Here is a 22,278-nt window from a genome sequence, read left to right on the forward strand (position 1 = left end):
ACAGAGGCGCGCAGCGATTCGCTGCGCAGTGATCGACAGATGGATTCAGGGCGCCACAGGGCCAAAAACGTCTGCGAATGTCTTTTTCAGCGCGGCATCAAGGTCTGCCATCGTTACCGGCAAGCCCAGATCGACCAATGAGGTCACGCCGTATTCGCTGATCCCGCAAGGGACGATGCCGGAAAAATGTTCCAGATCCGGTTCGACATTCACCGAGATTCCGTGAAAACTGACCCATTTGCGCAGGCGCAGTCCAATGGCGGCGATCTTGTCTTCTGCCGGTTTGCCGGTCACTGTCAACGGCTTGTCATCACGCCGAACCCAAACCCCCACGCGCCCGACACGGATCTCGCCTTGCACGTTGAATTCCGCCAGCGCCGAGATCACCCAGGTCTCCAGCTGTTTCACAAACTGACGCACGTCGCGACCGCGTTTGTTCAAGTCCAGCATGACATAGGCCACACGTTGACCGGGCCCGTGATAGGTGTATTCGCCGCCGCGTTTGCTTGCGTAAACCGGAAAACGATCGGGGTCGGTCAGATCCTCGATCTTGGCCGAAGTGCCGGCCGAATACAGCGGCGGGTGTTCCAGCAGCCAGACACATTCTTCGGCTTCGCCATTTGCGATTGCGGCGACGCGCGCCTCCATAAAGGCAACGGCGTCGTCATAGCTGGTCAGACCATCGGTGATTTTCCATTCCATGCCGGTCTCATATCCGTCTGAATCGGTCAAGAAAAGGGGTCATGCGGCCTCGGACAGGCAACGTTGCAGCACCTGGGTATAGGTTTCAGACCCCTGCGCGCCGGTCAGCAGGTATTTCCCGCCAAAAACCATGGATGGCACGCCTGAAATGCCCCGGCTGGTCCAGAACAGCTGCTTTTCACGCACCGGGGCTATGTGTTCTCCGCTTTCAAGCGCTTGTCGCGCCGTATCCGCGTCCAGCCCGATGGATCGAACAGCCTCCAGCAGAACATCCATATCGGAAACATCCCGCTGCGCTGTGAAATATGCGTCGAACAGAGCCAGTTTCAAAGGATGCTGTCGGCCGACTGATTCCGCCCAATCCAGCAACTGATGCGCCGCGAATGTGTTTACCATTCTGCTGTCATCGTCGAAGTTGAAGGCAAAGCCGAGCTTGGCCCCGATCGAGGTAAGCTTGTCCCGTGCCTGCTGGCTTTGCTCGGCGGTCGAGCCGTATTTCGCCATGATATGTTCACGCAGGTTCTGGCCTTCGGGGGGCATGTCCGGGTTCAACTCGAACGGATGCCAGCGAAGCCGGGCAAGGACACCCTGTTGCTGCAACGCCATGTCAAGCTGTCGAAACCCGACAACGCACCAGGGACACACAACATCCGAGACGATATCGATCTGAACGATCGGGCGGTTATCGGGCGGTGGCATTGTGTGGCTCCTGTCAGGTCAATAGCGTGTTGTCCACTGGAGAGATATGCCCGTGGCGAAGGAATTTAAACCACTGCGTTTTTGCCTCTTCACATCGCGCGCACCAACGTCTATACGCCGCGTTACCAAGTCATTGGCAGTGCGGTCGTGGCGGAATTGGTAGACGCGCAGCGTTGAGGTCGCTGTGGGGTAACTCCCGTGGAAGTTCGAGTCTTCTCGACCGCACCAACTTTCAGAGAAAGAACAGGTAGTTGAGGGCGGGTGCGAAGATTGCATTCGGTGTGGTGCCCACTGTGCGACGTCCGAAAGGGTTGCCGAAGACAGAGGTGCCATGGGAAAGATCCGCTTTCAGAACTTGAATCAGTTCCGCATTTTGGACGTTCATCGGAATGCCGAGGTTTCTGCCCGGTAGCACCCCCAGGGTATTTTCTTGGTCGGCCATTCTGAAACACGAACAGGCCGCAGTCTCGCTGAGTGTGACATTTCAGGTGTTCAGGTGACGGGCGCAACCTGACCCGTGACCTGAACCCAAGGCCCGGTCCTCGCTAGACCTTTTGGAAATAGACGCCCACACCATCGATTTCGTTGATCGCGGGTGGCTGATAGCCCACTTCGTCAAGATAGTCATGAACGGCAGCTTTGGCTGCGGGAACCACGTGATAGTCGTCAACGATGATCCAACCACCTTTCGAGACCTTGCCAAAAAGGTGCCGCAAAGGATCTATGGTTGATTCATACATGTCGCCGTCAAGACGCAGCACTGCAATCTGCTCACTGGGCACCAGTGGCATGGTGTCCTTGAAAAAGCCCTCGATGAACACGACATTATCGTCCAAAAGCCCGAACTTTTCAAAATTCGCCCTTACAGAATCGGCTGACACAGCCAGGGCATCGTACTTGTGGAAATCAGACCCCTTGTCGTGAGGGTAAAGTTCCTCGTTCGGCTCGGGCAGCCCCTTGAAAGAGTCACACAGAACGACACGTCTGTCATTCTGGCCATATGTAAAGAGAACTGCTTTCGCAAAGATGCTGGCACCGCCACGCCATACTCCGGTTTCGACAAAATCGCCGGGAACCTGGTTGCCGATGACGGATTCCACCATGGCGCGAACATTGGCCAATCTCTTGCTGCCCACCATAGTGAAAGCAACAGACGGCCAATCCCAGCCGTATTCACGGTTTTTGGAGTCATAATCCGGTTTGGTGTCTCCAAACAGAATTGGTGGGTCTTCATAGATCGTGCCATCCAGGGCACGGGCAACCGTGGTCAGATATTGTTCCCGAAGTTCCGCGAGCATAGATTATAACCTTGCATAGATGTCTGGCTGGTTCTGACCTCTCAGCTGTGAAGTTTCAACAAGATTCGCTGGAAATCGCCTATAGGGTTGGTCAAATGGAGGCACATTTCCTGTGAACTGCGTTTTTTTTAACTCAGACGTGCCTTAACTCTCAGCTTTGACGTCCAGAATGAAACATATCTTTTTTGACGCTACGAATTACGCGAATGTTTGCGCCGACTTCAGCATCAGTCTTGGCGAATATGGTCGGACCCAACTCATTTGTTAGGCCGTGAAATGGCTGCCTCGCACTTTCTTTCTGCGTTTGATGTAAAGGAAGCTTGTAAACCTGTGCCTTTCAGGAGATGAAGCACACCAGCCATCAGGTAAGGGCATAGTGGTGAGCAAATTTACGGAAGTTGTCTCGACTGTCTTGCGCTCAGTTTCAGGCGGTTCGCAACAGAAGAAAATTCAACCGATAGCCTGGTCCGAGCGGAACAGATGTACCGTTGACGGCGTCAATTTTTTCGCCACGGTCGATATTGCGGAATACCACGAAATCACATCGAACGATAACGAGTTTCTGCTGGTGAAAACCCGCGAAATGATCGAGGCTGAACTGGATTGCACCTCGAAGATAGATGTTAACAATATCGTCGATATCGGAGTATGGCAGGGTGGGAGTGTGGCGCTTCTCGATCGTGTATTTCAGCCTGACAAACTGGTTGCAGTTGAATATTCGACGCGCGAACTGCCTCACCTTGACGCCTATATCGAAAGGCACTCGCGGCAGGATAACGTGCGGCTGTACAAGGGGATAAGTCAAGCGGACATCAATCGGTTCGGAGAATTGCTGGACGCAGAGTTCGGCGACGAGAAGATTGATCTCGTCATAGATGACGCATCGCACCAGTATTTGGAAACGTTGTTGTCGTTCAACCTCGTTTTTCCGCGCATGTCGGAAGGCGGCGTCTTCGTCCTTGAAGACTGGCAATGGTCCACGATGGAAGAACATTACAATTCCAACTATTTCGAAGGGAAAAAGGCGCTGGCGAATCTGGTGCTTCAATGCGTCATGTCCTGCGCCTGCCGGCCAGATATCGTTCGCGAAGTCATCGTGAAAAATCACTCTGCAATGGTTGTTCGGGGCGAGGCTGAACTGAAAAGCGGTGCTTTTGACATTACCGAGATCGCCCGCAATCGAGGCGAGATTATTCCCCTGGTACTATAAATCCGCATTGTGTCGGCGGGTGTGCTCTGCCGTCACGAGGTCTGTCGTTGTGACATTGTCTCTCTCAGATCTGGCTTGGTTATCCGGCGGGCCAGACGCATGAACGGAACTTCGACAGCATAATAGATAACAGTTGCAATGGGTATCGCTACGGCAAGGGTAACTGCGCAGACCACGGGCACCACAAGATCTGGGTTGTCCGTTAGCGTTGCGGCCCATCGGGTCAGGTTAGTATTATAGATAAGAAACGGATGCATCAGATATAGGCTGTAACTGATCTTGCCAAGAAAGCGGGTAAAAGGGTTATAGAGAAAAGAAACGGGTCGAAGTGCCTGCGATAGCGCAAGGCTTGCAAAGGCGAAGCCCCAACCCAGAACCAGTACGAGCGAAACCGGTTTGTATTGCGTTTGCGTCTGATCAACGACTGGCCCATACAAGTATAGGCAAATCAATCCGGCCATTCCCGCAGCGAGGGTCAAATAGCCAATTAGCCGCTTTAACGACGTGGGTGTCGAACGGTAGATGCACCAGATGATCAGGCCCAACGCAAAATATGGGGCGTTCGTGAAAAAGCTGGTCCAATAGTAATAGTCGGGAACTTCGCCCTGGCCATTTGCGTTTACTGCCGTCCATCCCAAGCAGGTGATTAATAAGAGAAACACTGCCGCCCATATGTTCCGCCAAACCCAAAGGAAGGGGAACAGAAGATAGAAGATAGCTTCGACGCCAATTGACCATCCCGCAGGAACGAGACTGGTTTGTTCACTGGGGAAAAAACCAAACAAAAATGTCATATTCCTGATGATCGTACCCGTTTCAGCTTGGAGACCTACGTAGAGCCAAGCAAAGAGCATCACGTAGAAGAGTGGGGCAATTCGAAAAAACCTGCGCAAGGCATAGGCCCAGCTTCGATCAAAAGAAATCCCTTTTGGATAAGCCAGCGACATGGACATTGCGCTGATTATGAAGAACAGCGGCACTCCCATCAAAAAATAGTCGACAATCCACTTATTGTAGCTGACACCAAGCGGATGAATTTGCACCGCGTGTACAAACACGACCGCAGACGCAGCGATACCGCGCAATGCATCAAGGCCATGTGCCCTTTGATCTTTAAGATTACCTGTCATGATCCACTCGAGATGCCGCGCCTTTGCTGCCATATGACTTCGGCAGCAGTGAATACCAGCTATAGATGGTTGGCGCGCGATGGCAATCCGAATGACGGTTTCAAGGCGAAGACACGCTGGTGATCGCTGCCTGCGGGGCCGTGGCCGTCTGCGGGATCTGGAGTTGGCAGTCGCTGAACCGGCGGGCTCGTCCACTTGCAATGCATTTCCGGGGCCCGTAACTAAGCCGCAGGCAGGGATGCGCGCTATACATCTGCAAAGATGCGTTTTTTCCCGCTATCCTGAATTTGCGGGCCACGGGTACAGGTAGACGCGATGAGACTTGTCATATCCACGATGAAAGACGAGGGGCCGTTCATCCTGGAATGGATTGCATACTATCTTTCGATCGGCTTCACCCATTTTATCGTCAATTCGAACGATTGTTCCGATGGCACCGACACGATCCTTCAGCGGTGCCAGGAACTGGGGTTTCTGGCGCATATCGGCAATCCCGGCCCGTGGGAATTTGGACCTCAGGCTTCAGCTTATGTAAACGCCATGGAACACCCCTGGTGCAAAGAAGCCGAATGGATATTGGTCTGCGACGTGGATGAATTTCTTGATATTCGCGTCGGCGACGGAACACTGGACGATTTGTTTCGTGCATTGCCGCATGCGGACGGATTTGCCGCAATCTGGCAGTTGTTCGGACACAACGGAATCGTCGAGTTCGAAGACAGGTTCGTTGTCGAGCAATTCACCCGTGCGGGCGAGCTTGGCGCCGTCAGCCCCCATAACTTGCGGGCGTTCAAATCGCTCTTTCGCAACAACGGATCGTATCGCACAATCAGCACGCATCGACCGCGCGGCCCGATACCCAACAAGGCGGATCGATTTGCCTGGGTCGACGGGGACGGTGATCCGTTGCCGCCGGCCATGCGAAGACGAGGGTGGGCGTATTCATCAACGGGCGCCGGGTTTGGGCGCAGGCTTTTTCGGATGAACCACTATGCGGTGAGGTCCGTGGAAAGCTATCTGATGAAGCGGTTGCGTGGGGATGTAAATACCTCGAGTTTTCATCCGAAGATGGAGGCAACAGGTCAGGCCTACTGGAAGCTGCATTGCTATAACGACATCGAAGAAACCTCGATCCTGTCCAAAGTTGCACGACTTCGGGAGGTTTATGAAAAGCTGCGATCCGATACTGTTCTGGGGCAATTGCATAATCAGGCAGTTGCATTTCACAAGGAACGCATCGCAAGCCTCAGAAAAACCGAGGTGGCGCAGGATTTTATCGCTAAGTTCAGCCGCTTTCGCAGCGGGCGCTATGTCAAGGCGCTGGAACTCGGCGTGATGGAAGATGGCGATCTGTCTTTCAACGCCGAAATGTATAAGGATCCGGACATCACATTTGCCCAGGTCGCGAAATGGACGCGGCTCGGCAAGATGTCCAAGCCCGAGAACTCCAAGCCATACAATTTTCCTTGGTTCGTTCGGCTCGACGCCCTCGAAACCTCGTTTGATTACGAAGAGGCCGCCGCGCAGCATGCGCAAATTACGGATGCCAAACAGGTTTCGGTGCTGTTCGACCCCAAGGATCCTGTCTACCTGCCTTCTGCCCCTCCGGAGGTTGAAAGAACAAAAGACCAGCGGCAGAGTTTTCTTCGATCAATCAGTGGTAAGAAGAATTGGGTGCTGATCGGACATGTTGAGATTGAAATCATCGAAGAAATACTTGATCTGGACGCTGTCGAGAAATTGACGGTCATAGGACCGTGGGGGCTGTCATGGGACGGTTTCACATGTCCGGATGCAACTCAGGATCCCGAGCTACAGGCTTTGGATCGCACGTTTTATGCATTGCTGGAATACTTCCGCGCCCCCATTCTTGCCGGACAATTGCGTGTCTACCGGGCGCTGCCCCCCTTGATGCTGAAGCTGTTTGAAGACGAAAGCGTCGGCGTCGTCATCATCCGCGGGGTGCGGGCAGAGCAGGTGATGAACCAGCTGTTGCGTCGGATCGACCGGGTTCTTGCGCCCGGGGGGAGTATCGCGTTCACATCTTATCGCCGTCACGGAGGCGGGTCGTATACGGGTATGAATGCGGCGATAAACAGTTTCCTCGGGCGTAATGCTGCACGATACCGGATAACCAGCTTGCAGCCACCGTGGCTTGGTATCGACAAGTTGCCACCGCTTGGCAAAAAGGACACATAGCTTCTGGTTCTTGAGGCTGTGGCGTGGTAGCCATGGCGCAATGAACAAAACGGGTTCTGAGTAAATGGGATACCCGTCTGCGAGTGAGGTCGAGATGTCAAACGAATCCAAGGTTATCGGTGTTGCGCCCGGCAGCCAGAAGAAACCGAAGGCTGACAAAGCGACCAAGCGCAAAAACAGCAAAGACGCAATCCGCCGCACATTCCTTTCCCGTTTGCCAAAGGGGGGCCTTGCCGTAGAAATCGGTGTCTGGCAGGGTGAGTTCTCTCCGACCATTCTGAAACTGATCGAGCCCAGTCAGCTTTTTCTGATCGATCCATGGAAGCATATCGGTGAGGAATCGCACACAACCGCGTTTGTGGGTCGGACCGAAGACGAAAAGATGGAGGCCATCTTCCAGAAGGTCGTAAAGACTTTCGAGGCCGAGATCGAAGAAGGCAAGGTTGGTATTATACGCGATTTTTCGGTACCTGCGTTGAAGCTTTTTGATGATGAAAGCATCTCGTTCGCCTATGTCGACGGAGACCATTCATACGAAGGCGTGACCGCTGATCTGGCCGCTTTGTTTCCCAAGATCAAACCCGGTGGGATCATGGCATTCGACGACTACCACCGCCGCGGCTGGTGGGGCGACGGGGTGATCCGTGCGGTCAACGAGTTTCTGGGCCAGCACCCCCGAGAGTTGCGCATCCGCGCGATTGCCGGCGCGCAGATCGCCATCGAAAAGATTGTCCCGCAAGATGACAGCAAAGGTCAGAACGACTAGGCGGCGGGGATAAGTGGCAGCGATGGAAAAGCCTGAAAAAGTCCTCATCACCGCGATGAAGAACGAGGGTCCCTATATTCTGGAATGGGTGGCCCATCACAAGGTGCTGGGGTTTGACCGGATCATTGTCTACACCAATGATTGTACAGACGGCACCAACCAGATTCTGAGACGGTTGCAGGACTTGGGCCATGTGGAATTTCACAGGAACCGGGTTGGAACCGGAGGGATACACCGGTCTGCGCTGAGGCAGGCACGGCGCTTGCCGGTGGTGAAAGACGCAAAGTGGATATATGTCGGCGACGCGGATGAATTCCTGAATATTCACGTTGGAAATCACAGGGTTGATGATCTGATCGAGGCAACGCCCGGCGTTGACGTTATTTCCATACCCTGGAAGATATTCTCGAACGGTGGTCGGCATGTTATGCGCGATACGCTGGTGACGCGGCAGTTCTTCGATTGTGAGCTGGATTTCGAACAAGGCGGGGCAGGGCGCCGGTTTGTCAAATCCCTGTTCAGGCAGGGCGATTTCTATCTTCGTTTCGGGTTGCACAACCCGCACCCCCGTCCCGAACTTCAGGCCGGCGTGTTCCGGTCCGTGCCCGGAGGGCACGCCACGGAACCTGCGCCCTTCGGCAACCATGTCTCGCCTCCGTTTGGATTTGAAGTCGCACAGATCAACCACTATGCCGTCAGATCCACGCAGGCCTATTTGGCCAAGCGCAGCCGAGGTCGGGCAAATCATTCCGCGCAGACACTTGGAACCGAATATTGGGACCGCTGGAACCGTGGCGGTGCCAAGGATGAAACAATCCTGCGGTACAAGGACGAAGTGGATGCGGTGCTGGAAGAGTTTCGCGCTGACGACAGGCTTCGACGGCTACATAGAAGAGCGTTCCGCTGGCACAAGGCTCTGATCAACGATCTGCTGAAACTGCCAGAGTATGATGAGCTGTACCAGAAACTTCTTGAAAAACCGGCCGTGGATTTTGTCGCAAAGGACCGTGGCGTAAGGGAACGCCTGTCGGCCAGCGCGCCGTCTTCGACTGACGAAAACCGGACAGAGTCCTGACAAAACAGCCCCTGGAGAAATAGACGAATGGTTGCGGATCACTCTCTTCCGACGATTGGGATGCTGTGGATGGAAGGAAGCCTGAGCTTTCTGGAGCAGATGTGCATGCTGTCATTCGTCGAATGCGGTCACAGGGTCGTTTTGTTCCACTATGGGCAAGTCGACAACGTTCCGGATGGTATCGAACTGGTGTCGGCAAATGAAATCCACGAACCCAGGCAGTTCATCGTGAACAACCAGTTCAAGACGCCGGTGCCCCAATCCGATATCTTCAGATTGCACCTGATGAAGAAAACGGATTTTCTGTGGTGCGACACGGATGTTTTGGCGCTTGCCCCGATCCCAAGGGCCGATCATGTTTTTGGGTATTTCAACCGCGATACCATCTGCAATGCTGTTATGCGGCTGCCTTTCGACAGCCCCACGTTGAACGCGTATTCCGAATACTGCCAGGACCCCTATCCGATCCGCCCCTGGGTTGAAGGGGAGGAGCGGAAGGAACTGGAACGCCTGAAACAGGCTGGTGAGTTGCCTCATGCGTCAGATCAGGAACACAGTGTTTACGGCCCCGGTGTCATGACATGGTTTCTGCGCCATTTTGACGAGTTGAAGCATGCCAGCCCCATACCGGTCTTTTATCCTTTGCCGTTTAGACGTGCAGGGCAGGCCAATGACATTCACGTCCGAGAGTTCAGGGACGCGTATATCAAAGAGGAAACGCTTGCCGTGCATCTGTGGGGACGCCGGATGCGGTGGTGGATTGCAAACGGAATCAAGCGGCATTCGTTTCTGGATCGACGTTTGCGGAACCTGGGGGTGAGACCGGGCGACGCGCCTTTGCCGCGCCACGGCCGAGGGGGCCTCAAACCGGTGGAGTTTCCCGCAAACCTGCCCACCTTGCGCGCTACGACCGAAGAAATCCACGACGCCACCGGCGGCGTTGTTTCTGTTGCTCTGCTCTCTGACCGGGAAGACTATCTCAAGGCGGCACAGGCTGATCTCGACGCAATTGCAGCTGACAATCTGTACGGTGCCAACACCCCGCCGCGCGTGGGTTTTTCGCGCGGTTGGGAACACTATGACAGTGACCCTGCTAGGCTGAATGCGCTTGGTATGGCTTTGTACAACTATGCGGATAGTCATCGATCTTTACCCGACCTGCGCGCGCCAAAGACATTTGCCGAAAAGCTGGTGGTCATGAAGCTGTTTGGCGAAGTCCCTGATGCATTGATCTCTGACCGGTCCAAATACGTGGGCAGCGCCTCGGAATTGCTTGCCTGCCCGCAGCGCATGTGGGAGGCGCACATTCCGGCATTGCCCGAAACACTCGACCTCGGGCCCGGCCAGTATTGGTTGAAAGGAACGATGAGCCATGGTCACAAGCTGGCCCTGTCGTTCCCGCTGGATGCCACGCAGCGCGATGATGCCAACCAGAAGCTGGCCGCGTGGCACAAGACAAAAACGTCCGAAGGGTTCTGGACAGGCGAATGGTGGCGCGCCACGCAAAAGCCCCTCTATTACATCGAAGAAGACTTGACCGCCGGGGATCGACAGGCCGGCACCTGGAAACTCTGGGTGATCGCCGGACGCGTGCAGCTGGTGCAGGTTGACCGTGACCGGGGGCGTGGGCGCATCCAGATGCTCCATGATCGCGACTACAATTACCTTGCAGATGAGCTGTATTCGCCAACCAGCAGCACCGTTGAACCCCGGTCCGACCGCTTTGAAGACATGATCCGGATCGCTGAAACCCTGGGGCAAGACGTTGAATGCGCAAGCGTAGAGCTTTTCCCGGTTGGTGACAGAGTTTGCTTGGGTGACATCATGTTGGCGCCGGTGTCAGGCAAGCACAAGATGCGGTCGGATGCGCTGGATCAGCGTCTGGGTGCTGCGTGGACCGGAACTCGGCTGTTCCCCGGCTGAGGCTGGACAATCCCCGGATCTTTCATGCCGCCGGAACAGGTGGCAGGGCCTATTCGACCGCGATTTCCTGGCGCAGTTTTCCAGTTGTTTTGTCAAAGATCAGAATGCGATTGTCATCGGTTGCGACGGCATACCAGTTTGCCCCGATGGTCAGGGCCTGCGCCCGGGCGCCGTCGGGCAGCGCGATCTGATCCGGCAAGGTGGGTGTGCGGTCCGATAGGCGGATGACAATCAGGGCGAATGTCACTAGAACCCCGCCAATCATCACCGCGGTCAACAGCATGACCATCCGCCGCAGCAATCGCAGTTGCGGAGTTTCCTGCGGTTCTTGAGGTTCGGAAGGGACAGTCATGGGCACCCGCCAGATTGAGTTTCAGATCGCGGCCGATCCGCCGCCTCGCCTTGATAAGGCGCTTTCCCGCGATGTGCCAGACGGGGAAAGCCTGTCGCGCACCCGACTTGCGCGTCTGATCGAAGAGGGCGCGGTACAGATCGACGGTGCCGAGATACGCGACCCCAAGGCCAAGGTGGCCGAAGGGGCGCGTGTCACGATTGTCGTGGCCGAGGCCGAAGACAGCCATATCGGCCCCGAGGACATCCCGCTCGAGATCGTCTTCGAGGATGCGGACGTAATCGTCGTCAACAAACCCGCAGGCATGGTCGTACACCCCGCGCCGGGATCACCCAGCGGGACTTTGGTGAATGCTTTGCTCCACCATTGCGGAGACGATCTGTCGGGCGTCGGCGGGGTGAAACGCCCCGGTATCGTGCATCGCATCGACAAGGAAACCAGTGGCCTTCTGGTGGCCGCAAAGTCAGACGCGGCGCATCACGGGCTGGCCGAGCAGTTCGCGGCGCATAGCGTCGAGCGGTATTACCGTGCGGTGTGTTACGGGGTGCCGGATGCCAACGATCCTCGGTTGCGCGGTGTCAAAGGGATCAGCTTTGAACCCGGCAACATCATGCGTGTGACAACGCAACTTGCACGGCACAAGACCGACCGTCAGAGACAGGCGGTTCTGTTCCATGGTGGGCGGCATGCCGTGACACGCGCGCGCGTTGTCGAGACATTTGGAGTGCCTGCGGGTCTTGCCCTGATCGAGTGCTGGCTTGAAACCGGCCGAACGCATCAGATCCGCGTTCATATGGCCCACGCGGGGCACGGGCTGGTGGGCGACCCGGTTTATGGCGGCAAGCGAAAGCTGTCCGTCAAAGCGTTCTCTGCCGCTGCCGCCGGTTTTGCAGGCGCTTTTCCCCGTCAGGCACTTCATGCCGCTGTTTTGGGATTCGAGCACCCTGTCACTGGTGAATCCCTGCGGTTCGAGGCCGATTTACCGCAAGATATGCAAAACCTTGTCGAACGTCTGCGCGCACCGCTGTCATAATAAGCAAACTCCTGTGAAAAAGGGCTTTTTACCTTTCCTTAACGGAAGATTAATTCCAGACTGTTAGCAGCACCTCTTGAATGGGAAGGGTTCCTTACCCATATCCTATGTTAAACATCTAAACATTTGTCGGAGGGACACAATAATGGCAAACTACGCAAATCTTCCCGCACCGACGCCCGAGGGCGGCCTGAATCGCTATATGCAGGAAATCCGCAAGTTTCCTTTGCTGGAGCCGGAAGAAGAATACATGCTGGCCAAACGCTGGGTCGAAGAGCAGGACACCGAAGCCGCGCACAAGATGGTGACGTCTCACCTGCGTCTGGCGGCCAAGATCGCCATGGGCTATCGCGGCTATGGTCTACCGCAGGCCGAAGTGATTTCCGAGGCCAATGTGGGCCTGATGCAGGCTGTCAAACGGTTTGACCCTGAAAAAGGCTTCCGTTTGGCGACCTATGCCATGTGGTGGATACGTGCCTCGATCCAGGAATACATCCTGCGGTCGTGGTCATTGGTGAAGCTGGGCACGACCTCGGCGCAGAAAAAGCTGTTCTTCAATCTGCGCAAGGCCAAGGCCCGCATCGGTGCACTGGAAGAGGGCGACCTGCGCCCTGAAAACGTCAAGAAGATCGCCACTGATCTGGGTGTGACCGAAGAAGAAGTGATCAGCATGAACCGCCGGATGTCCGGTGGCGATGCGTCCCTGAACGCCACGGTCGGGTCCGAAGGCGAAGGCACCATGCAATGGCAGGACTGGCTTGAGGATGAGGATGCAGATCAGGCCGGTGACTACGAAGCACGCGATGAACTGGAAGCGCGTCGGGAATTGCTGGCGGCGGCTCTGGATGTGCTGAATGATCGGGAAAAGGATATCCTGACCCAGCGTCGTTTGATGGATCAGCCGGTCACGCTCGAAGAGTTGAGCACTCAGTATAACGTAAGCCGAGAGCGCATTCGCCAGATCGAAGTGCGCGCGTTCGAGAAGCTGCAAAAGAAAATGCGGGATCTGGCGCGGGAAAAAGGCATGTTAGGCGTCAGCTAACAGTTGCGCCCTTCTTGCCTCGCAGGAAGATTCTTCGCGTTCAAGCAATGACGGAAAACGCCTTCTGATGATCAGGGGGCGTTTTTTGCGAATGTTGGCGGAAACTGAACCAAAGGCCTAAATCAATGGCTGAAGGTCGAAAGCTGTGTTAGGAAAAGACGTGTTTTGTCTTTGATTTCGCAGCAGAACGAGCGCTGGTGACCCCTCGGGAAGCGCGTAATTTGAAACAAGCCGAGTACGGAGGGCGCAATGCAAAGACCGGTTCAATTTGGTGTATTGGGTGCCGCGAAATTTGCCCGCGAATACATGGCCCCGGCGATACATGCTGCAAATGGGGCGCGCTTGGCCGCGCTGGCAACCTCGGATGCAGCGAAAGCAGAACCGTTTCAGTCCTTTTGCCCGGATTTGCAAGTATTTGACAGCTATGATGCGTTGTTGGCAGACGCCGGAATCGACGCAATCTACATCCCGTTGCCCAACCATATGCATGCGGAATGGAGCCTTAAGGCTTTGAGCGCTGGCAAGCATATTCTGTGCGAAAAGCCCATGACCATGAAGGCGGATGAATTCGACGCATTGATCCAAAAGCGGGACCAAAGCGGCCTGCTGGCCGCCGAGGCCTACATGATCGTCCATCACCCTCAATGGCAGCTTGCAAGGAAACTGATCGCTGATGGTGCCATCGGCAATTTGGTACATGTGACCGGGGCGTTCAGTTTTGACAATCGGGCAGATACCCAGAATATTCGAAACCGCGCGGAAACGGGTGGCGGCGGATTGCGTGACATCGGGGTCTACGTGATCGGCGGGGCGCGCTTTGCAACCGGGCAAGAGCCTGTGTCGGTGCAATCCGCGATCCGTTGGCAGGATGATATCGACATCTTCACTGAAATTCGCGCGCAGTTCCCCGGATTTACCTATTCCAGCTATGTTTCCATACGGATGCATCCCCATCAGGAGATGGTGTTTCACGGCGAAAGCGGTTTGATCCGTCTGACGACCCCGTTCAATGCACGTGTGTTTGGCGAGGCTCGGGTCGAGCTGCACCGGCCGGGGCTTGAAGTTCAGGTCACTCGCTTCCCCGGAGCAGACCATTACAAGTTGCAGGTCGAGGCCTTTTGCCGATCAATCAGGGACGGGGCGGAGTATCCCTGTCCTTTGGAATTCTCACGCGGGACGCAAGAGGTGATTGATCGTGTATTCGAAGGCGCGATTTCGCTGTAACTTGCGTTGCGGCCAGCGGCTCAGCTATCCTGAGTGTCACAATTTCAGGAGATGACCGATGGCCGGAGGTTGGGCGCGCGACGGCGCTGTTAGCGAACAGATCGAAGCGTCGATCTCAGATGAACTGGCGCGGATGCAGGCGCAAAAGCGGCCCCAGGGCGAAAGCTTGACCCATTGTGCCGAATGCGAGGAACCTATCCCGGAAAAGCGTCGCGTCGCGTTGCCCGGAGTAAAGCTCTGCCTGGATTGCCAGCAGGAACGGGACGGCGCGTTCAAGGCGCGCGGCGGCGTCAATCGGCGGGGGTCGAAGGACAGTCAGTTGAAGTGATCTTGGGTATGGCCGCGATGAGCCAAACGTACATGGGCTTCGATCGCGTCAGTAATCAAGACTTTAAACAGAACTGTCACATCGATGCATGATCATTGCTAATCTGCATGATCCCACCCACCGGCTTTTTAGCAGCAAAAACCAACCGTCAACGATGTGGTCTTCCTGACCTTTCTGGGCGTATTGTCGACTGCGCTGGCCTATTTGCTTTGGTACGAGGCCGCCGCACGTGTCTCGATCCTGACGGCCACCTGATTGGTCGCCACCTCAGTGGTGTTCACCTTCGTCAATCCGGCTATTTTTCTACGGGCACCGATCATCCCAAGTGGCCGCTCTGGGGGCGACTTTGATCGTTTCGCAGTGTTTCTGGCGACCGGGAAAAACTAGGTGAAAGCCAAACTGGAGTTACCGGCGGCGCCACCAACGTCGCAGCAGGTTGACGTCCATGGCGGCCACCATGATGCCCAAAGGGATCATCCAAAAGCCCAGGACAGGAAGAAAACCGAAGACGCCCGCGACGATCAACAATAGCCCCACGACAAACCGCAGCCCCCGCGGGACGTTGCGGCGGATCCGGGCCAAGACAGGGTGCAGGCGGTGCTGGATGGCCCGCCAGCGCCCCTTGTCGCCCGGGTCAGTCACCCCTCCATCGCCTCCAACTCGTCGATAAAGCCCGAGATCATCGACAGGCCCTTGTCCCAAAAGTTCGGGTCGCTGGCATCCAGCCCGAACGGGGCCAGCAATTCCGTGTGGTGCTTTGATCCACCTGCGCGCAGCATTTCGAAATACTTGTCCTCGAAACCTTCGGCGCCGCTTTCATAGACCGAATAGAGCGCGTTCACCAACCCGTCGCCGAAGGCATAGGCGTAAACGTAGAAGGGCGAGTGAACAAAGTGCGGGATATAGGCCCAGAAGGTCTCGTACCCGTCCATGAATTCAAACGCGGGGCCAAGGCTTTCGGCCTGAACGCTCATCCACAGGGCGTTGATGTCATCCGGAGTCAGTTCCCCCTCGCGGCGGGCGGCGTGCAGTTTGCATTCAAAGTCATAGAAGGCGATCTGGCGGACCACCGTGTTGATCATGTCCTCGACCTTGCCGGCCAGCAGAACCTTGCGCTGTTCGGGCGTTTCGGCCTGATCCAGCATCTTGCGGAAGGTCAGCATCTCGCCGAAGACGCTGGCGGTTTCGGCCAGTGTCAGGGGCGTCGAGGACAGCATCTCGCCCTGATCGGCGGCCAGCACCTGATGCACGCCGTGGCCCAGCTCGTGCGCCAGGGTCATCACGTCGCGCGGTTTGCCCAGGTAGTTGAGCATCACGTAAGGATGCACCTCGGTCACGGTGGGATGTGCGAAGGCGCCCGGGGCCTTGCCGGGCTTCACCGCCGCGTCGATCCAGCCTTTCGAGAAGAACGGCGCCGCGATGTCGGCCATACGGGGATCGAAGGCGGAGTAAGCCTCCATCACGGTTTTCTCGGCGTCCTCCCACGACACGGTGCGGGTGTCTTCCATCGGCAGCGGCGCGTTGCGGTCCCAGACCTGCATCACATCCAGCCCCAGCCACTTGCGCTTGAGCTCATAGTACCGATGGCTGAGTTTGGGATAGGCGGCCACGACCGCCTCGCGCAGGGCTTCGACCACTTCGGGTTCGACATCGTTCGACAAGTGACGCCCTGTTTGCGCGGTCGGCATCTTGCGCCAGCGATCGACGATTTCTTTCTCTTTGGCCTGCGTGTTGTGGACACGGGCAAATGTTTTAATGTTCTCTTGAAACACGCGGGCCAGTTCCCGCGCCGCTGCCTCGCGCTTGGAGCGGTCCTGTTCGGTCAGCAGGTTCAGGGTGCCCTCGATGTTCAGTTCATTGCCATCCACATTGAACGTCAGACCGGCGATGGTTTCGTCGAACAGACGCTCCCACGCGTCGCCGACAACGCCCAGATCGTGCAGGAATTTTTCCAGCTCGTCAGACAGCTGATAGGGCTTCATCGCGCGGATACGCCGGAACACGGGCTCGTATCGGGCCAGATCCGGGTTGGCAGCAAAATGCGCCCCAAGCACATCATCTTCGATCCGGTTGATCTCGAGCGTGAAAAACACCAGAGGCGTTGTGAACACGGTGATCTTTTCCTGCATGTCCGACAGGAACTTGGCCCGCTCTGCGTCGGTGGTCAGTTGGTAATAACGCAGACCGGCAAAGGACATGATACGGCCCGCGACGGCGTTGATCTTTTCATTGCGCTGAACGCAGGCCAAAAGGGCCGCGGCGTCCAGCTCTGCCAGCTTGCCTTCATAGTCGGCAGCAAAGGCGGCACATTCACCTTCCAGCCAGTCCAGGTCGCGCGCCAGTTCGGGCGCTTCTTCGGATGTGTAGAGATCCGTCAGATCCCATTCGGGGAGATTGCCCAGATTGTCGGCGCCGCCCATTGCGTTTGCGTCACGGACGGGAAAGGGAAGGTCGCGCATGGATCACCTTTTGTAGACTGCTTTTGCAAACATCTAGGGGTGGCGCGCGCGGATCACAAGCGGCCAATCCCATGGTGAAAAGGTTTACGTGGAAACCAGCTCGGACGCCCCATTTGATTGGTTGGCCCGGAAATGCCTGGCAAGCTGGTCCAGAACCGGGCCCCGAACGTCCGGTGCTTCCATCAGCACTTCATGTTCACCGTTCGGGATTTCGATCAATGTACCATTCGGCCAATTGGCCATGCGCGCCCGTATGGCCTTGCGATCGACGATCTGTTCGTGGCTGCCCAGAAAAGTCAGACAGGGTGTCTTCGGGGCGGGCTGTTCCATCAACCATTCGCATTCGTCCAGCGACTCGCGCAGCCAGCGGTTGGAAGGGGCACCAAGAGCCAGTTCGGGATGCGCATTCAGCTGATTTTGCATCATCCGGTACATGTCCGGGTCGCGGGTTAGCATATTCCCGTCGAAAGGTTGTGACAGGACATAGCTTTCAAGCGTCGTGGTCGGGGGGGTGCGTTCGCCAAGGCCAAGCGCGGTGCCCCAATACGCTGTAACGCGGCTCAGAGGTTTCATGACCGGAGTGAAGAAAATTCCCCACATTGGGCCGGTGAACGCGCACGCGGCAAAACACCCTTTTTCGATGACGGCACGCAACCCGATGGCACCGCCCATCGAATGCCCGACGACATACCACGGCTTGGGCAGATCCAGAGCGTTCGCAAGGTCCAGGGTTGACTGAACATCGTATTGGTAATCGGTGAAATGATCGACATGGCCGATGCGTGGGTTGTCCAGCAGCCGATCCGCAAGACCCTGACCGCGCCAGTCCACGGCCAGCATCGCAAAGCCGCGTTTCGCGAATTCACCGGCGGTACTTCCGTATTTTTCGATGTATTCGGTGCGTCCGGGGAACATCATGACGGTGCCATGTGCGCCACCATCCGGAAGCCAGTGACCCACGCGAATGCGTTTTTGGTCAGACGTCGTCAACCAGTGGGCCTTTCCACCGGCAGGTCCGCCGGCCACGTCTTCAAAAAAGGGGGCCGGCGACAACTCCATCAGGCCAGTACCGAGGCAAGCTTCATGGCAACACCCATGTCGCCGTCAATGCTCAGCTTTCCGGACATGAACGCGCCGGTCGGATTCAGCTCACCGCTGAGGATCTGTTCGAACGTCTCTGCATCAGCGCTCATGGTGACACTGGCCTCTTCATCGCTGACCCGCGCACCGTTTTCATCCAGGACGATCGAACCCAGATCGGTGATGGCAAACTTGGCCGTGTCATCAAACGCGCCGCCATCCAGTTTTTCGTTCAGTGCGGCAGCCGCCTTTTCAAGAGTCTCGCTCATGCTTTTCCTCATATTGTTAGTGCGCCGTGAATGGACATCCCCGGTCGCAACGCTACACTGACTATTGTTATGAGCATTGCAATTCACAATCTCAAAGGTACCGTTGCGGCACTTTTTGTCCTAGTCACGTTTTCCTCCAATTGTTTCGCGCAGCAGGCGGATTCACGGGACGAGGATGAGTTGCTGCAAAAACTGGCGCAGTCGACCCCGGAACAGGCAATTGCACTGGATCGGCAGTTGCAGGCGCTGTGGTCGCAATCGGGGTCTGCGTCGGCTGATCTGCTGCTGGAGCGGGGACGCGAAGCCTTGGATGAGGGCGACGTCGGCGCTGCTCTGGATCACCTGACCGCGCTGACGGATCACGCGCCTGATTTTGCCGAAGGCTGGCATCTGCGCGCCTCTGCCTTTTTCGGGGTCGAGCGATTTGGTATGGCGGCCGCCGATCTGGAACATGTGCTGACGCTGAATCCAAACCACTATGAGGCGATCTACGGTCTGGGTCTGATCTTTGAAGTTATCGGGGAACCTCGGAAAGCCTACGAGGCTTATTCTCGGGCCTTGGCTATACATCCCCATCACGAAGAAGTAACCAATGCCGTGAATCGGCTGAAGCCTCAGGTTGAAGGCAAGGCGCTGTAAGGCTCGGGGCAGGGGGCGAATGTGAGCGGGTCATCCCGAATCGTGGCCGTACTTGGCCCGACCAACACTGGTAAAACCCATTACGCTATCGAACGCATGCTGGGCCATCGGACCGGCGTGATCGGTCTGCCGCTGCGCCTGCTGGCGCGCGAGGTCTATGACAAGATCGTTGCGATCCGTGGGCCGTCGGTGGTGGCGCTGGTCACGGGCGAAGAACGGATCGTACCGCCTCGCGCCCAGTATTGGGTGTGTACGGTTGAGGCGATGCCGGAAGGCATGGGTGCTGATTTCGTTGCCATCGATGAGATTCAGCTTTGTGCCGATCCGGAACGGGGTCACGTCTTCACCGACCGTCTGCTTAGGTCTCGCGGCACGAACGAGACACTGTTCCTGGGCTCGGACACAATGCGTGGCCCGATTTCGGCGCTGGTCCCCCAGGCGCAGTTCGTGCGGCGAGAGCGGATGTCACAGCTGGTTTACTCGGGCTCCAGAAAGATCAGCCGGATGCCTGCGCGCAGCGCCATCGTGGGGTTCTCGGTTGAAAACGTCTATGCCATCGCCGAATTGTTGCGCCGCCAGAAAGGTGGAGCTGCGGTGGTCATGGGGGCGCTCAGCCCGCGGACCCGGAATGCACAGGTGGACCTGTACCAAAACGGTGAGGTTGATTACCTGGTTGCCACGGACGCTATCGGGATGGGGTTGAACCTGGATGTGAACCACGTTGCGTTTTCATCCCTGTCCAAATTCGACGGGCGCAGGATGCGTCCGCTTGCGCCGAACGAGCTGGCGCAGATCGCGGGCCGGGCAGGTCGCGGGATGTCGGATGGCACATTCGGCGTAACCGGAGAGGCCCCGCCGCTGGACGAGGGCGTGGCGCAGGCGATCATGGACAGCCGGTTTACGCCGATGAAAAAGCTGAACTGGCGAAATGCCGCCCTTCGGTTCGGCTCGATTGATGCGCTGATCGACTCGCTTGAGGTTAGCCCGGATGATGAACACCTGATCAAGGCCCGCCCTGCTGATGACCTGAACGCGTTGAAATCGCTGTCGCAAGTGACCGAAGTTGTCGCCCGGGCAAGCGACGGCCCGTCCATCCGGTTGCTGTGGGATGTGTGCAGAATCCCTGATTTTCGCGGTATCAGCCATGCGGAACACGCCAGCTTGCTGGAGGTGATCTATGGCCATCTGCATGAACGGGGATCCCTTCCCGACGAGTTCATGGCACGGCAGATCAGACGGATCGATCAGACCCACGGCGATATCGACGCTTTATCTAAAAGATTGGCATATATTCGCACGTGGACATATGTTGCGCAGCGGAAAGGGTGGGTTCGTGACGAATCACATTGGCGTAACGAAACCCGCACTGTAGAAGACAGACTGTCCGACGCTCTGCATGAGCGTCTCACGCAAAGATTTGTGGATCGGCGCACATCCGTTTTGTTGCGCCGGCTCAAACAGAAGGAGGCCCTTTTGGCCGAAGTAAATGACAAGGGTGAAGTGACCGTCGAAGGCGAATTCGTCGGTCGTCTGGAAGGGTTCCGGTTCATCCCGGACAAAAGCGCGCAGGGAACCGAGGCAAAAGCTCTGAAATCGGCGTCTCTGCAAGCACTCGCGCCGCAATTCCATCTGCGCGCCGATCGCTTCTACAACGCGCCCGATACTGAAATTGATTTCACTGATCAGGGTGGCCTGATGTGGGGTGAATACGCCGTTGGCAAGCTGGTTGCCGGGGCGGAACCTCTCAAACCTATGGTCGAAGTGTTCGTTGACGAAGCGGCGGGGCCGGATGTCGAGCAGAAAGTGCAGCGCCGTTTGCAGCACTTCATTGACCGCAAGGTGACCGCTCTGTTCGAGCCGCTGCTGAACCTGTCCCGCGATGAGGAACTCAGCGGCCTTGCCAAAGGCTTTGCTTTCCGCATGGTCGAAGCGCTGGGTATCCTGCCCCGCGCACAGGTCGCACAAGAGGTCAAGGATCTTGATCAGGACGCCCGCGGCGCCTTGCGCAAGCATGGTATCCGGTTCGGCCAGTTCACCATTTTCATGCCGCTGCTGCTGAAACCGGCCCCGACGCGTCTGCGTCTCGTGCTTTGGGCGCTGTCCAGCGGGTTGCAGGAATTCCCCGAAGCGCCGCCTCCGGGCCTGGTGACCGTGCCGGTCGCCAAGGATGCGCCGCAGGGCTATGACACCATGTGTGGCTACCGCGATGCAGGCGAGCGTTCGATCCGTATCGACATGCTGGAACGTTTGGCGGACATGCTGCGCGCAGAAGACAGCCGCGGCGGTTTCGAAGCCAAACCCGATATGCTGTCGATCACCGGTATGACGCTGGATCAGTTCGCAGACCTTATGCAGGGGCTGGGATACAAGGCGGAACGCGGCGAGCGGCCGAAAGTCAAACCTGCACCGGCCGAACAGCCGGCGGCAGCTGAAGCGGACAAACCGACCGCCGAAGAAGCCCCGGCAAGTGAAGTCGCGGCAGAAGACGTCGCCGCACCCGCCGAGGCGGCAGCCGAGGCCACCGACGGCACCGAGGCGGCAGCCGAGGCTGGTGCGGACAGCCTTCCCGCAGAACCAGTGTCAGACGAACCCGAGGTTGAAGTGTTCTACACCTTCACCTGGGCCCGTCAGCGACAGCCCAACCGAGGTCCGCGCCGCGAGCAGGGGCAGGGCAAGGGCAAACCGCGCGGCAAGCCGCAGGATGGCCGTGGCAAACCGCATGGCAAGAAGGGCGGCAAGCCTCAGGGCGCCAAGACCTTCTCGTCCCGGCCGCCGAAAAAGGAAAAGGCGATTGATCCCGACAACCCGTTTGCAGCCGCGCTGATGGGTTTGAAGGACGGCAACTGATCC

Annotated in this window: 21 protein-coding genes and 1 tRNA gene; 12 read left to right on the forward strand and 10 right to left on the reverse strand. The window is 56.9% G+C overall.

Going from position 1 to position 22,278, the window contains the following annotated elements; genetic code table 11:
* Window positions 1-45: 45 nt before the first annotated feature.
* Window positions 46-702, reverse strand: coding sequence for a lipoyl(octanoyl) transferase LipB (lipB, locus tag I9185_RS01715; RefSeq protein WP_210092791.1), 657 nt, complete (start codon window positions 700-702; stop codon window positions 46-48).
* A 39-nt stretch (window positions 703-741) separates the two neighbouring features.
* Window positions 742-1,401 carry a DsbA family oxidoreductase gene (locus I9185_RS01720; RefSeq protein ID WP_210092201.1) on the reverse strand — a complete coding sequence of 220 codons (660 nt, stop codon included), beginning with the start codon at window positions 1,399-1,401 and terminating at the stop codon, window positions 742-744.
* Window positions 1,402-1,542: 141 nt separating this feature from the next.
* On the opposite strand from I9185_RS01720, the gene I9185_RS01725 reads away from it, so the two are divergent.
* Window positions 1,543-1,629: transfer RNA gene (locus tag I9185_RS01725), tRNA-Leu, on the forward strand.
* Between the two features lie 4 nt (window positions 1,630-1,633).
* Here I9185_RS01725 and I9185_RS01730 read toward each other — a convergent pair.
* Window positions 1,634-1,843 carry a hypothetical protein gene (locus I9185_RS01730; protein WP_210092202.1) on the reverse strand — a complete coding sequence of 70 codons (210 nt, stop codon included), beginning with the start codon at window positions 1,841-1,843 and terminating at the stop codon, window positions 1,634-1,636.
* 103 nt (window positions 1,844-1,946) lie between these two features.
* On the reverse strand, window positions 1,947-2,699 hold the full coding sequence (locus I9185_RS01735; protein ID WP_210092203.1) for a TylF/MycF/NovP-related O-methyltransferase: 753 nt from the start codon (window positions 2,697-2,699) through the stop codon (window positions 1,947-1,949).
* 379 nt (window positions 2,700-3,078) lie between these two features.
* Between I9185_RS01735 and I9185_RS01740 the strand changes: the two genes are divergently transcribed.
* A complete protein-coding gene (locus tag I9185_RS01740) occupies window positions 3,079-3,909 on the forward strand; it encodes a class I SAM-dependent methyltransferase (protein WP_210092204.1) in 831 nt (276 codons plus the stop codon).
* Window positions 3,910-3,941: 32 nt separating this feature from the next.
* Here I9185_RS01740 and I9185_RS01745 read toward each other — a convergent pair whose 3' ends face one another.
* Window positions 3,942-5,039: an acyltransferase gene (locus I9185_RS01745; protein WP_171723467.1), complete on the reverse strand. Its 1,098-nt coding sequence runs from the start codon at window positions 5,037-5,039 to the stop codon at window positions 3,942-3,944.
* A gap of 315 nt (window positions 5,040-5,354) precedes the next feature.
* Between I9185_RS01745 and I9185_RS01750 the strand changes: the two genes are divergently transcribed.
* From I9185_RS01750 to I9185_RS01765, 4 genes are all read left to right on the forward strand, one after another.
* Complete coding sequence (locus I9185_RS01750) at window positions 5,355-7,238, forward strand: glycosyltransferase family 2 protein (protein ID WP_210092205.1); 1,884 nt, start codon at window positions 5,355-5,357, stop codon at window positions 7,236-7,238.
* Between the two features lie 94 nt (window positions 7,239-7,332).
* The gene (locus I9185_RS01755) at window positions 7,333-8,004 is read left to right on the forward strand and encodes a class I SAM-dependent methyltransferase (RefSeq protein ID WP_171723465.1); all 672 of its coding nucleotides are present in this window, start codon (window positions 7,333-7,335) and stop codon (window positions 8,002-8,004) included.
* 22 nt (window positions 8,005-8,026) lie between these two features.
* Window positions 8,027-9,079 carry a glycosyltransferase family 2 protein gene (locus I9185_RS01760; protein ID WP_210092206.1) on the forward strand — a complete coding sequence of 351 codons (1,053 nt, stop codon included), beginning with the start codon at window positions 8,027-8,029 and terminating at the stop codon, window positions 9,077-9,079.
* Window positions 9,080-9,148: 69 nt separating this feature from the next.
* On the forward strand, window positions 9,149-11,002 hold the full coding sequence (locus I9185_RS01765) for an ATP-grasp fold amidoligase family protein (RefSeq protein WP_210092207.1): 1,854 nt from the start codon (window positions 9,149-9,151) through the stop codon (window positions 11,000-11,002).
* A gap of 49 nt (window positions 11,003-11,051) precedes the next feature.
* Here the strand turns inward: I9185_RS01765 and I9185_RS01770 are convergent, their stop codons facing one another.
* Window positions 11,052-11,354 carry a DUF6476 family protein gene (locus tag I9185_RS01770; protein ID WP_152457651.1) on the reverse strand — a complete coding sequence of 101 codons (303 nt, stop codon included), beginning with the start codon at window positions 11,352-11,354 and terminating at the stop codon, window positions 11,052-11,054.
* Between I9185_RS01770 and I9185_RS01775 the strand changes: the two genes are divergently transcribed.
* The 4 genes from I9185_RS01775 to I9185_RS01790 all read left to right on the forward strand — a co-directional run bounded on the left by I9185_RS01775 (window position 11,353) and on the right by I9185_RS01790 (window position 14,981).
* A complete protein-coding gene (locus tag I9185_RS01775; protein WP_210092208.1) occupies window positions 11,353-12,387 on the forward strand; it encodes an RluA family pseudouridine synthase in 1,035 nt (344 codons plus the stop codon). The two genes, I9185_RS01770 and I9185_RS01775, sit on opposite strands and share 2 nt — an antisense overlap.
* 145 nt (window positions 12,388-12,532) lie before the next feature.
* Window positions 12,533-13,429 carry an RNA polymerase sigma factor RpoH gene (gene rpoH, locus I9185_RS01780; protein WP_171116444.1) on the forward strand — a complete coding sequence of 299 codons (897 nt, stop codon included), beginning with the start codon at window positions 12,533-12,535 and terminating at the stop codon, window positions 13,427-13,429.
* A gap of 249 nt (window positions 13,430-13,678) precedes the next feature.
* Complete coding sequence (locus I9185_RS01785) at window positions 13,679-14,653, forward strand: Gfo/Idh/MocA family oxidoreductase (RefSeq protein WP_210092209.1); 975 nt, start codon at window positions 13,679-13,681, stop codon at window positions 14,651-14,653.
* A 58-nt stretch (window positions 14,654-14,711) separates the two neighbouring features.
* On the forward strand, window positions 14,712-14,981 hold the full coding sequence (locus tag I9185_RS01790; RefSeq protein ID WP_170346639.1) for a DksA/TraR family C4-type zinc finger protein: 270 nt from the start codon (window positions 14,712-14,714) through the stop codon (window positions 14,979-14,981).
* Window positions 14,982-15,386: 405 nt separating this feature from the next.
* On the opposite strand, the gene I9185_RS01795 is transcribed toward I9185_RS01790, so the two are convergent.
* The 4 genes from I9185_RS01795 to I9185_RS01810 form a co-directional block, all read right to left on the reverse strand.
* On the reverse strand, window positions 15,387-15,623 hold the full coding sequence (locus I9185_RS01795) for a hypothetical protein (protein ID WP_171633140.1): 237 nt from the start codon (window positions 15,621-15,623) through the stop codon (window positions 15,387-15,389).
* Window positions 15,620-17,440, reverse strand: a complete 1,821-nt coding sequence (locus tag I9185_RS01800; RefSeq protein ID WP_210092210.1) for a M3 family oligoendopeptidase — start codon at window positions 17,438-17,440, stop codon at window positions 15,620-15,622. Before I9185_RS01800 ends, I9185_RS01795 begins: the two co-directional genes overlap by 4 nt.
* A gap of 84 nt (window positions 17,441-17,524) precedes the next feature.
* Window positions 17,525-18,499 (reverse strand): alpha/beta hydrolase, encoded by a 975-nt coding sequence (locus I9185_RS01805; RefSeq protein ID WP_210092211.1) that lies wholly within the window; start codon window positions 18,497-18,499, stop codon window positions 17,525-17,527.
* Complete coding sequence (locus tag I9185_RS01810) at window positions 18,499-18,789, reverse strand: SCP2 sterol-binding domain-containing protein (RefSeq protein WP_152457676.1); 291 nt, start codon at window positions 18,787-18,789, stop codon at window positions 18,499-18,501. The genes I9185_RS01805 and I9185_RS01810 overlap by 1 nt, the downstream gene beginning before the upstream one ends.
* 30 nt (window positions 18,790-18,819) lie before the next feature.
* On the opposite strand from I9185_RS01810, the gene I9185_RS01815 reads away from it, so the two are divergent.
* Together I9185_RS01815 and I9185_RS01820 are read left to right on the forward strand one after the other, a co-directional pair.
* Complete coding sequence (locus I9185_RS01815; RefSeq protein ID WP_171633129.1) at window positions 18,820-19,428, forward strand: tetratricopeptide repeat protein; 609 nt, start codon at window positions 18,820-18,822, stop codon at window positions 19,426-19,428.
* Between the two features lie 21 nt (window positions 19,429-19,449).
* Entirely contained in the window at window positions 19,450-22,275 is a 2,826-nt protein-coding gene (locus tag I9185_RS01820) for a helicase-related protein (protein WP_210092212.1), read from the forward strand.
* The last annotated feature ends 3 nt before the right edge of the window (window positions 22,276-22,278 follow it).

The organism is Ruegeria sp. HKCCSP346, from assembly GCF_017872595.1.
Taxonomy (GTDB): Bacteria; Pseudomonadota; Alphaproteobacteria; order Rhodobacterales; family Rhodobacteraceae; genus Ruegeria.

Excerpts from the sequence above, each read along its gene's own strand:
- lipB (WP_210092791.1), bottom strand. The coding sequence starts at position 702 with ATGGAATGGAAAATCACCGATGGTCTGACCAGCTATGACGACGCCGTT.
- I9185_RS01720 (WP_210092201.1), bottom strand. The coding sequence starts at position 1,401 with ATGCCACCGCCCGATAACCGCCCGATCGTTCAGATCGATATCGTCTCG.
- I9185_RS01730 (WP_210092202.1), bottom strand. The coding sequence starts at position 1,843 with ATGGCCGACCAAGAAAATACCCTGGGGGTGCTACCGGGCAGAAACCTC.
- I9185_RS01735 (WP_210092203.1), bottom strand. The coding sequence starts at position 2,699 with ATGCTCGCGGAACTTCGGGAACAATATCTGACCACGGTTGCCCGTGCC.
- I9185_RS01745 (WP_171723467.1), bottom strand. The coding sequence starts at position 5,039 with ATGACAGGTAATCTTAAAGATCAAAGGGCACATGGCCTTGATGCATTG.
- I9185_RS01750 (WP_210092205.1), top strand. The coding sequence starts at position 5,355 with ATGAGACTTGTCATATCCACGATGAAAGACGAGGGGCCGTTCATCCTG.
- I9185_RS01755 (WP_171723465.1), top strand. The coding sequence starts at position 7,333 with ATGTCAAACGAATCCAAGGTTATCGGTGTTGCGCCCGGCAGCCAGAAG.
- I9185_RS01760 (WP_210092206.1), top strand. The coding sequence starts at position 8,027 with ATGGAAAAGCCTGAAAAAGTCCTCATCACCGCGATGAAGAACGAGGGT.
- I9185_RS01765 (WP_210092207.1), top strand. The coding sequence starts at position 9,149 with ATGGAAGGAAGCCTGAGCTTTCTGGAGCAGATGTGCATGCTGTCATTC.
- I9185_RS01775 (WP_210092208.1), top strand. The coding sequence starts at position 11,353 with ATGGGCACCCGCCAGATTGAGTTTCAGATCGCGGCCGATCCGCCGCCT.
- I9185_RS01770 (WP_152457651.1), bottom strand. The coding sequence starts at position 11,354 with ATGACTGTCCCTTCCGAACCTCAAGAACCGCAGGAAACTCCGCAACTG.
- rpoH (WP_171116444.1), top strand. The coding sequence starts at position 12,533 with ATGGCAAACTACGCAAATCTTCCCGCACCGACGCCCGAGGGCGGCCTG.
- I9185_RS01785 (WP_210092209.1), top strand. The coding sequence starts at position 13,679 with ATGCAAAGACCGGTTCAATTTGGTGTATTGGGTGCCGCGAAATTTGCC.
- I9185_RS01790 (WP_170346639.1), top strand. The coding sequence starts at position 14,712 with ATGGCCGGAGGTTGGGCGCGCGACGGCGCTGTTAGCGAACAGATCGAA.
- I9185_RS01800 (WP_210092210.1), bottom strand. The coding sequence starts at position 17,440 with ATGCGCGACCTTCCCTTTCCCGTCCGTGACGCAAACGCAATGGGCGGC.
- I9185_RS01805 (WP_210092211.1), bottom strand. The coding sequence starts at position 18,499 with ATGGAGTTGTCGCCGGCCCCCTTTTTTGAAGACGTGGCCGGCGGACCT.
- I9185_RS01810 (WP_152457676.1), bottom strand. The coding sequence starts at position 18,789 with ATGAGCGAGACTCTTGAAAAGGCGGCTGCCGCACTGAACGAAAAACTG.
- I9185_RS01815 (WP_171633129.1), top strand. The coding sequence starts at position 18,820 with ATGGACATCCCCGGTCGCAACGCTACACTGACTATTGTTATGAGCATT.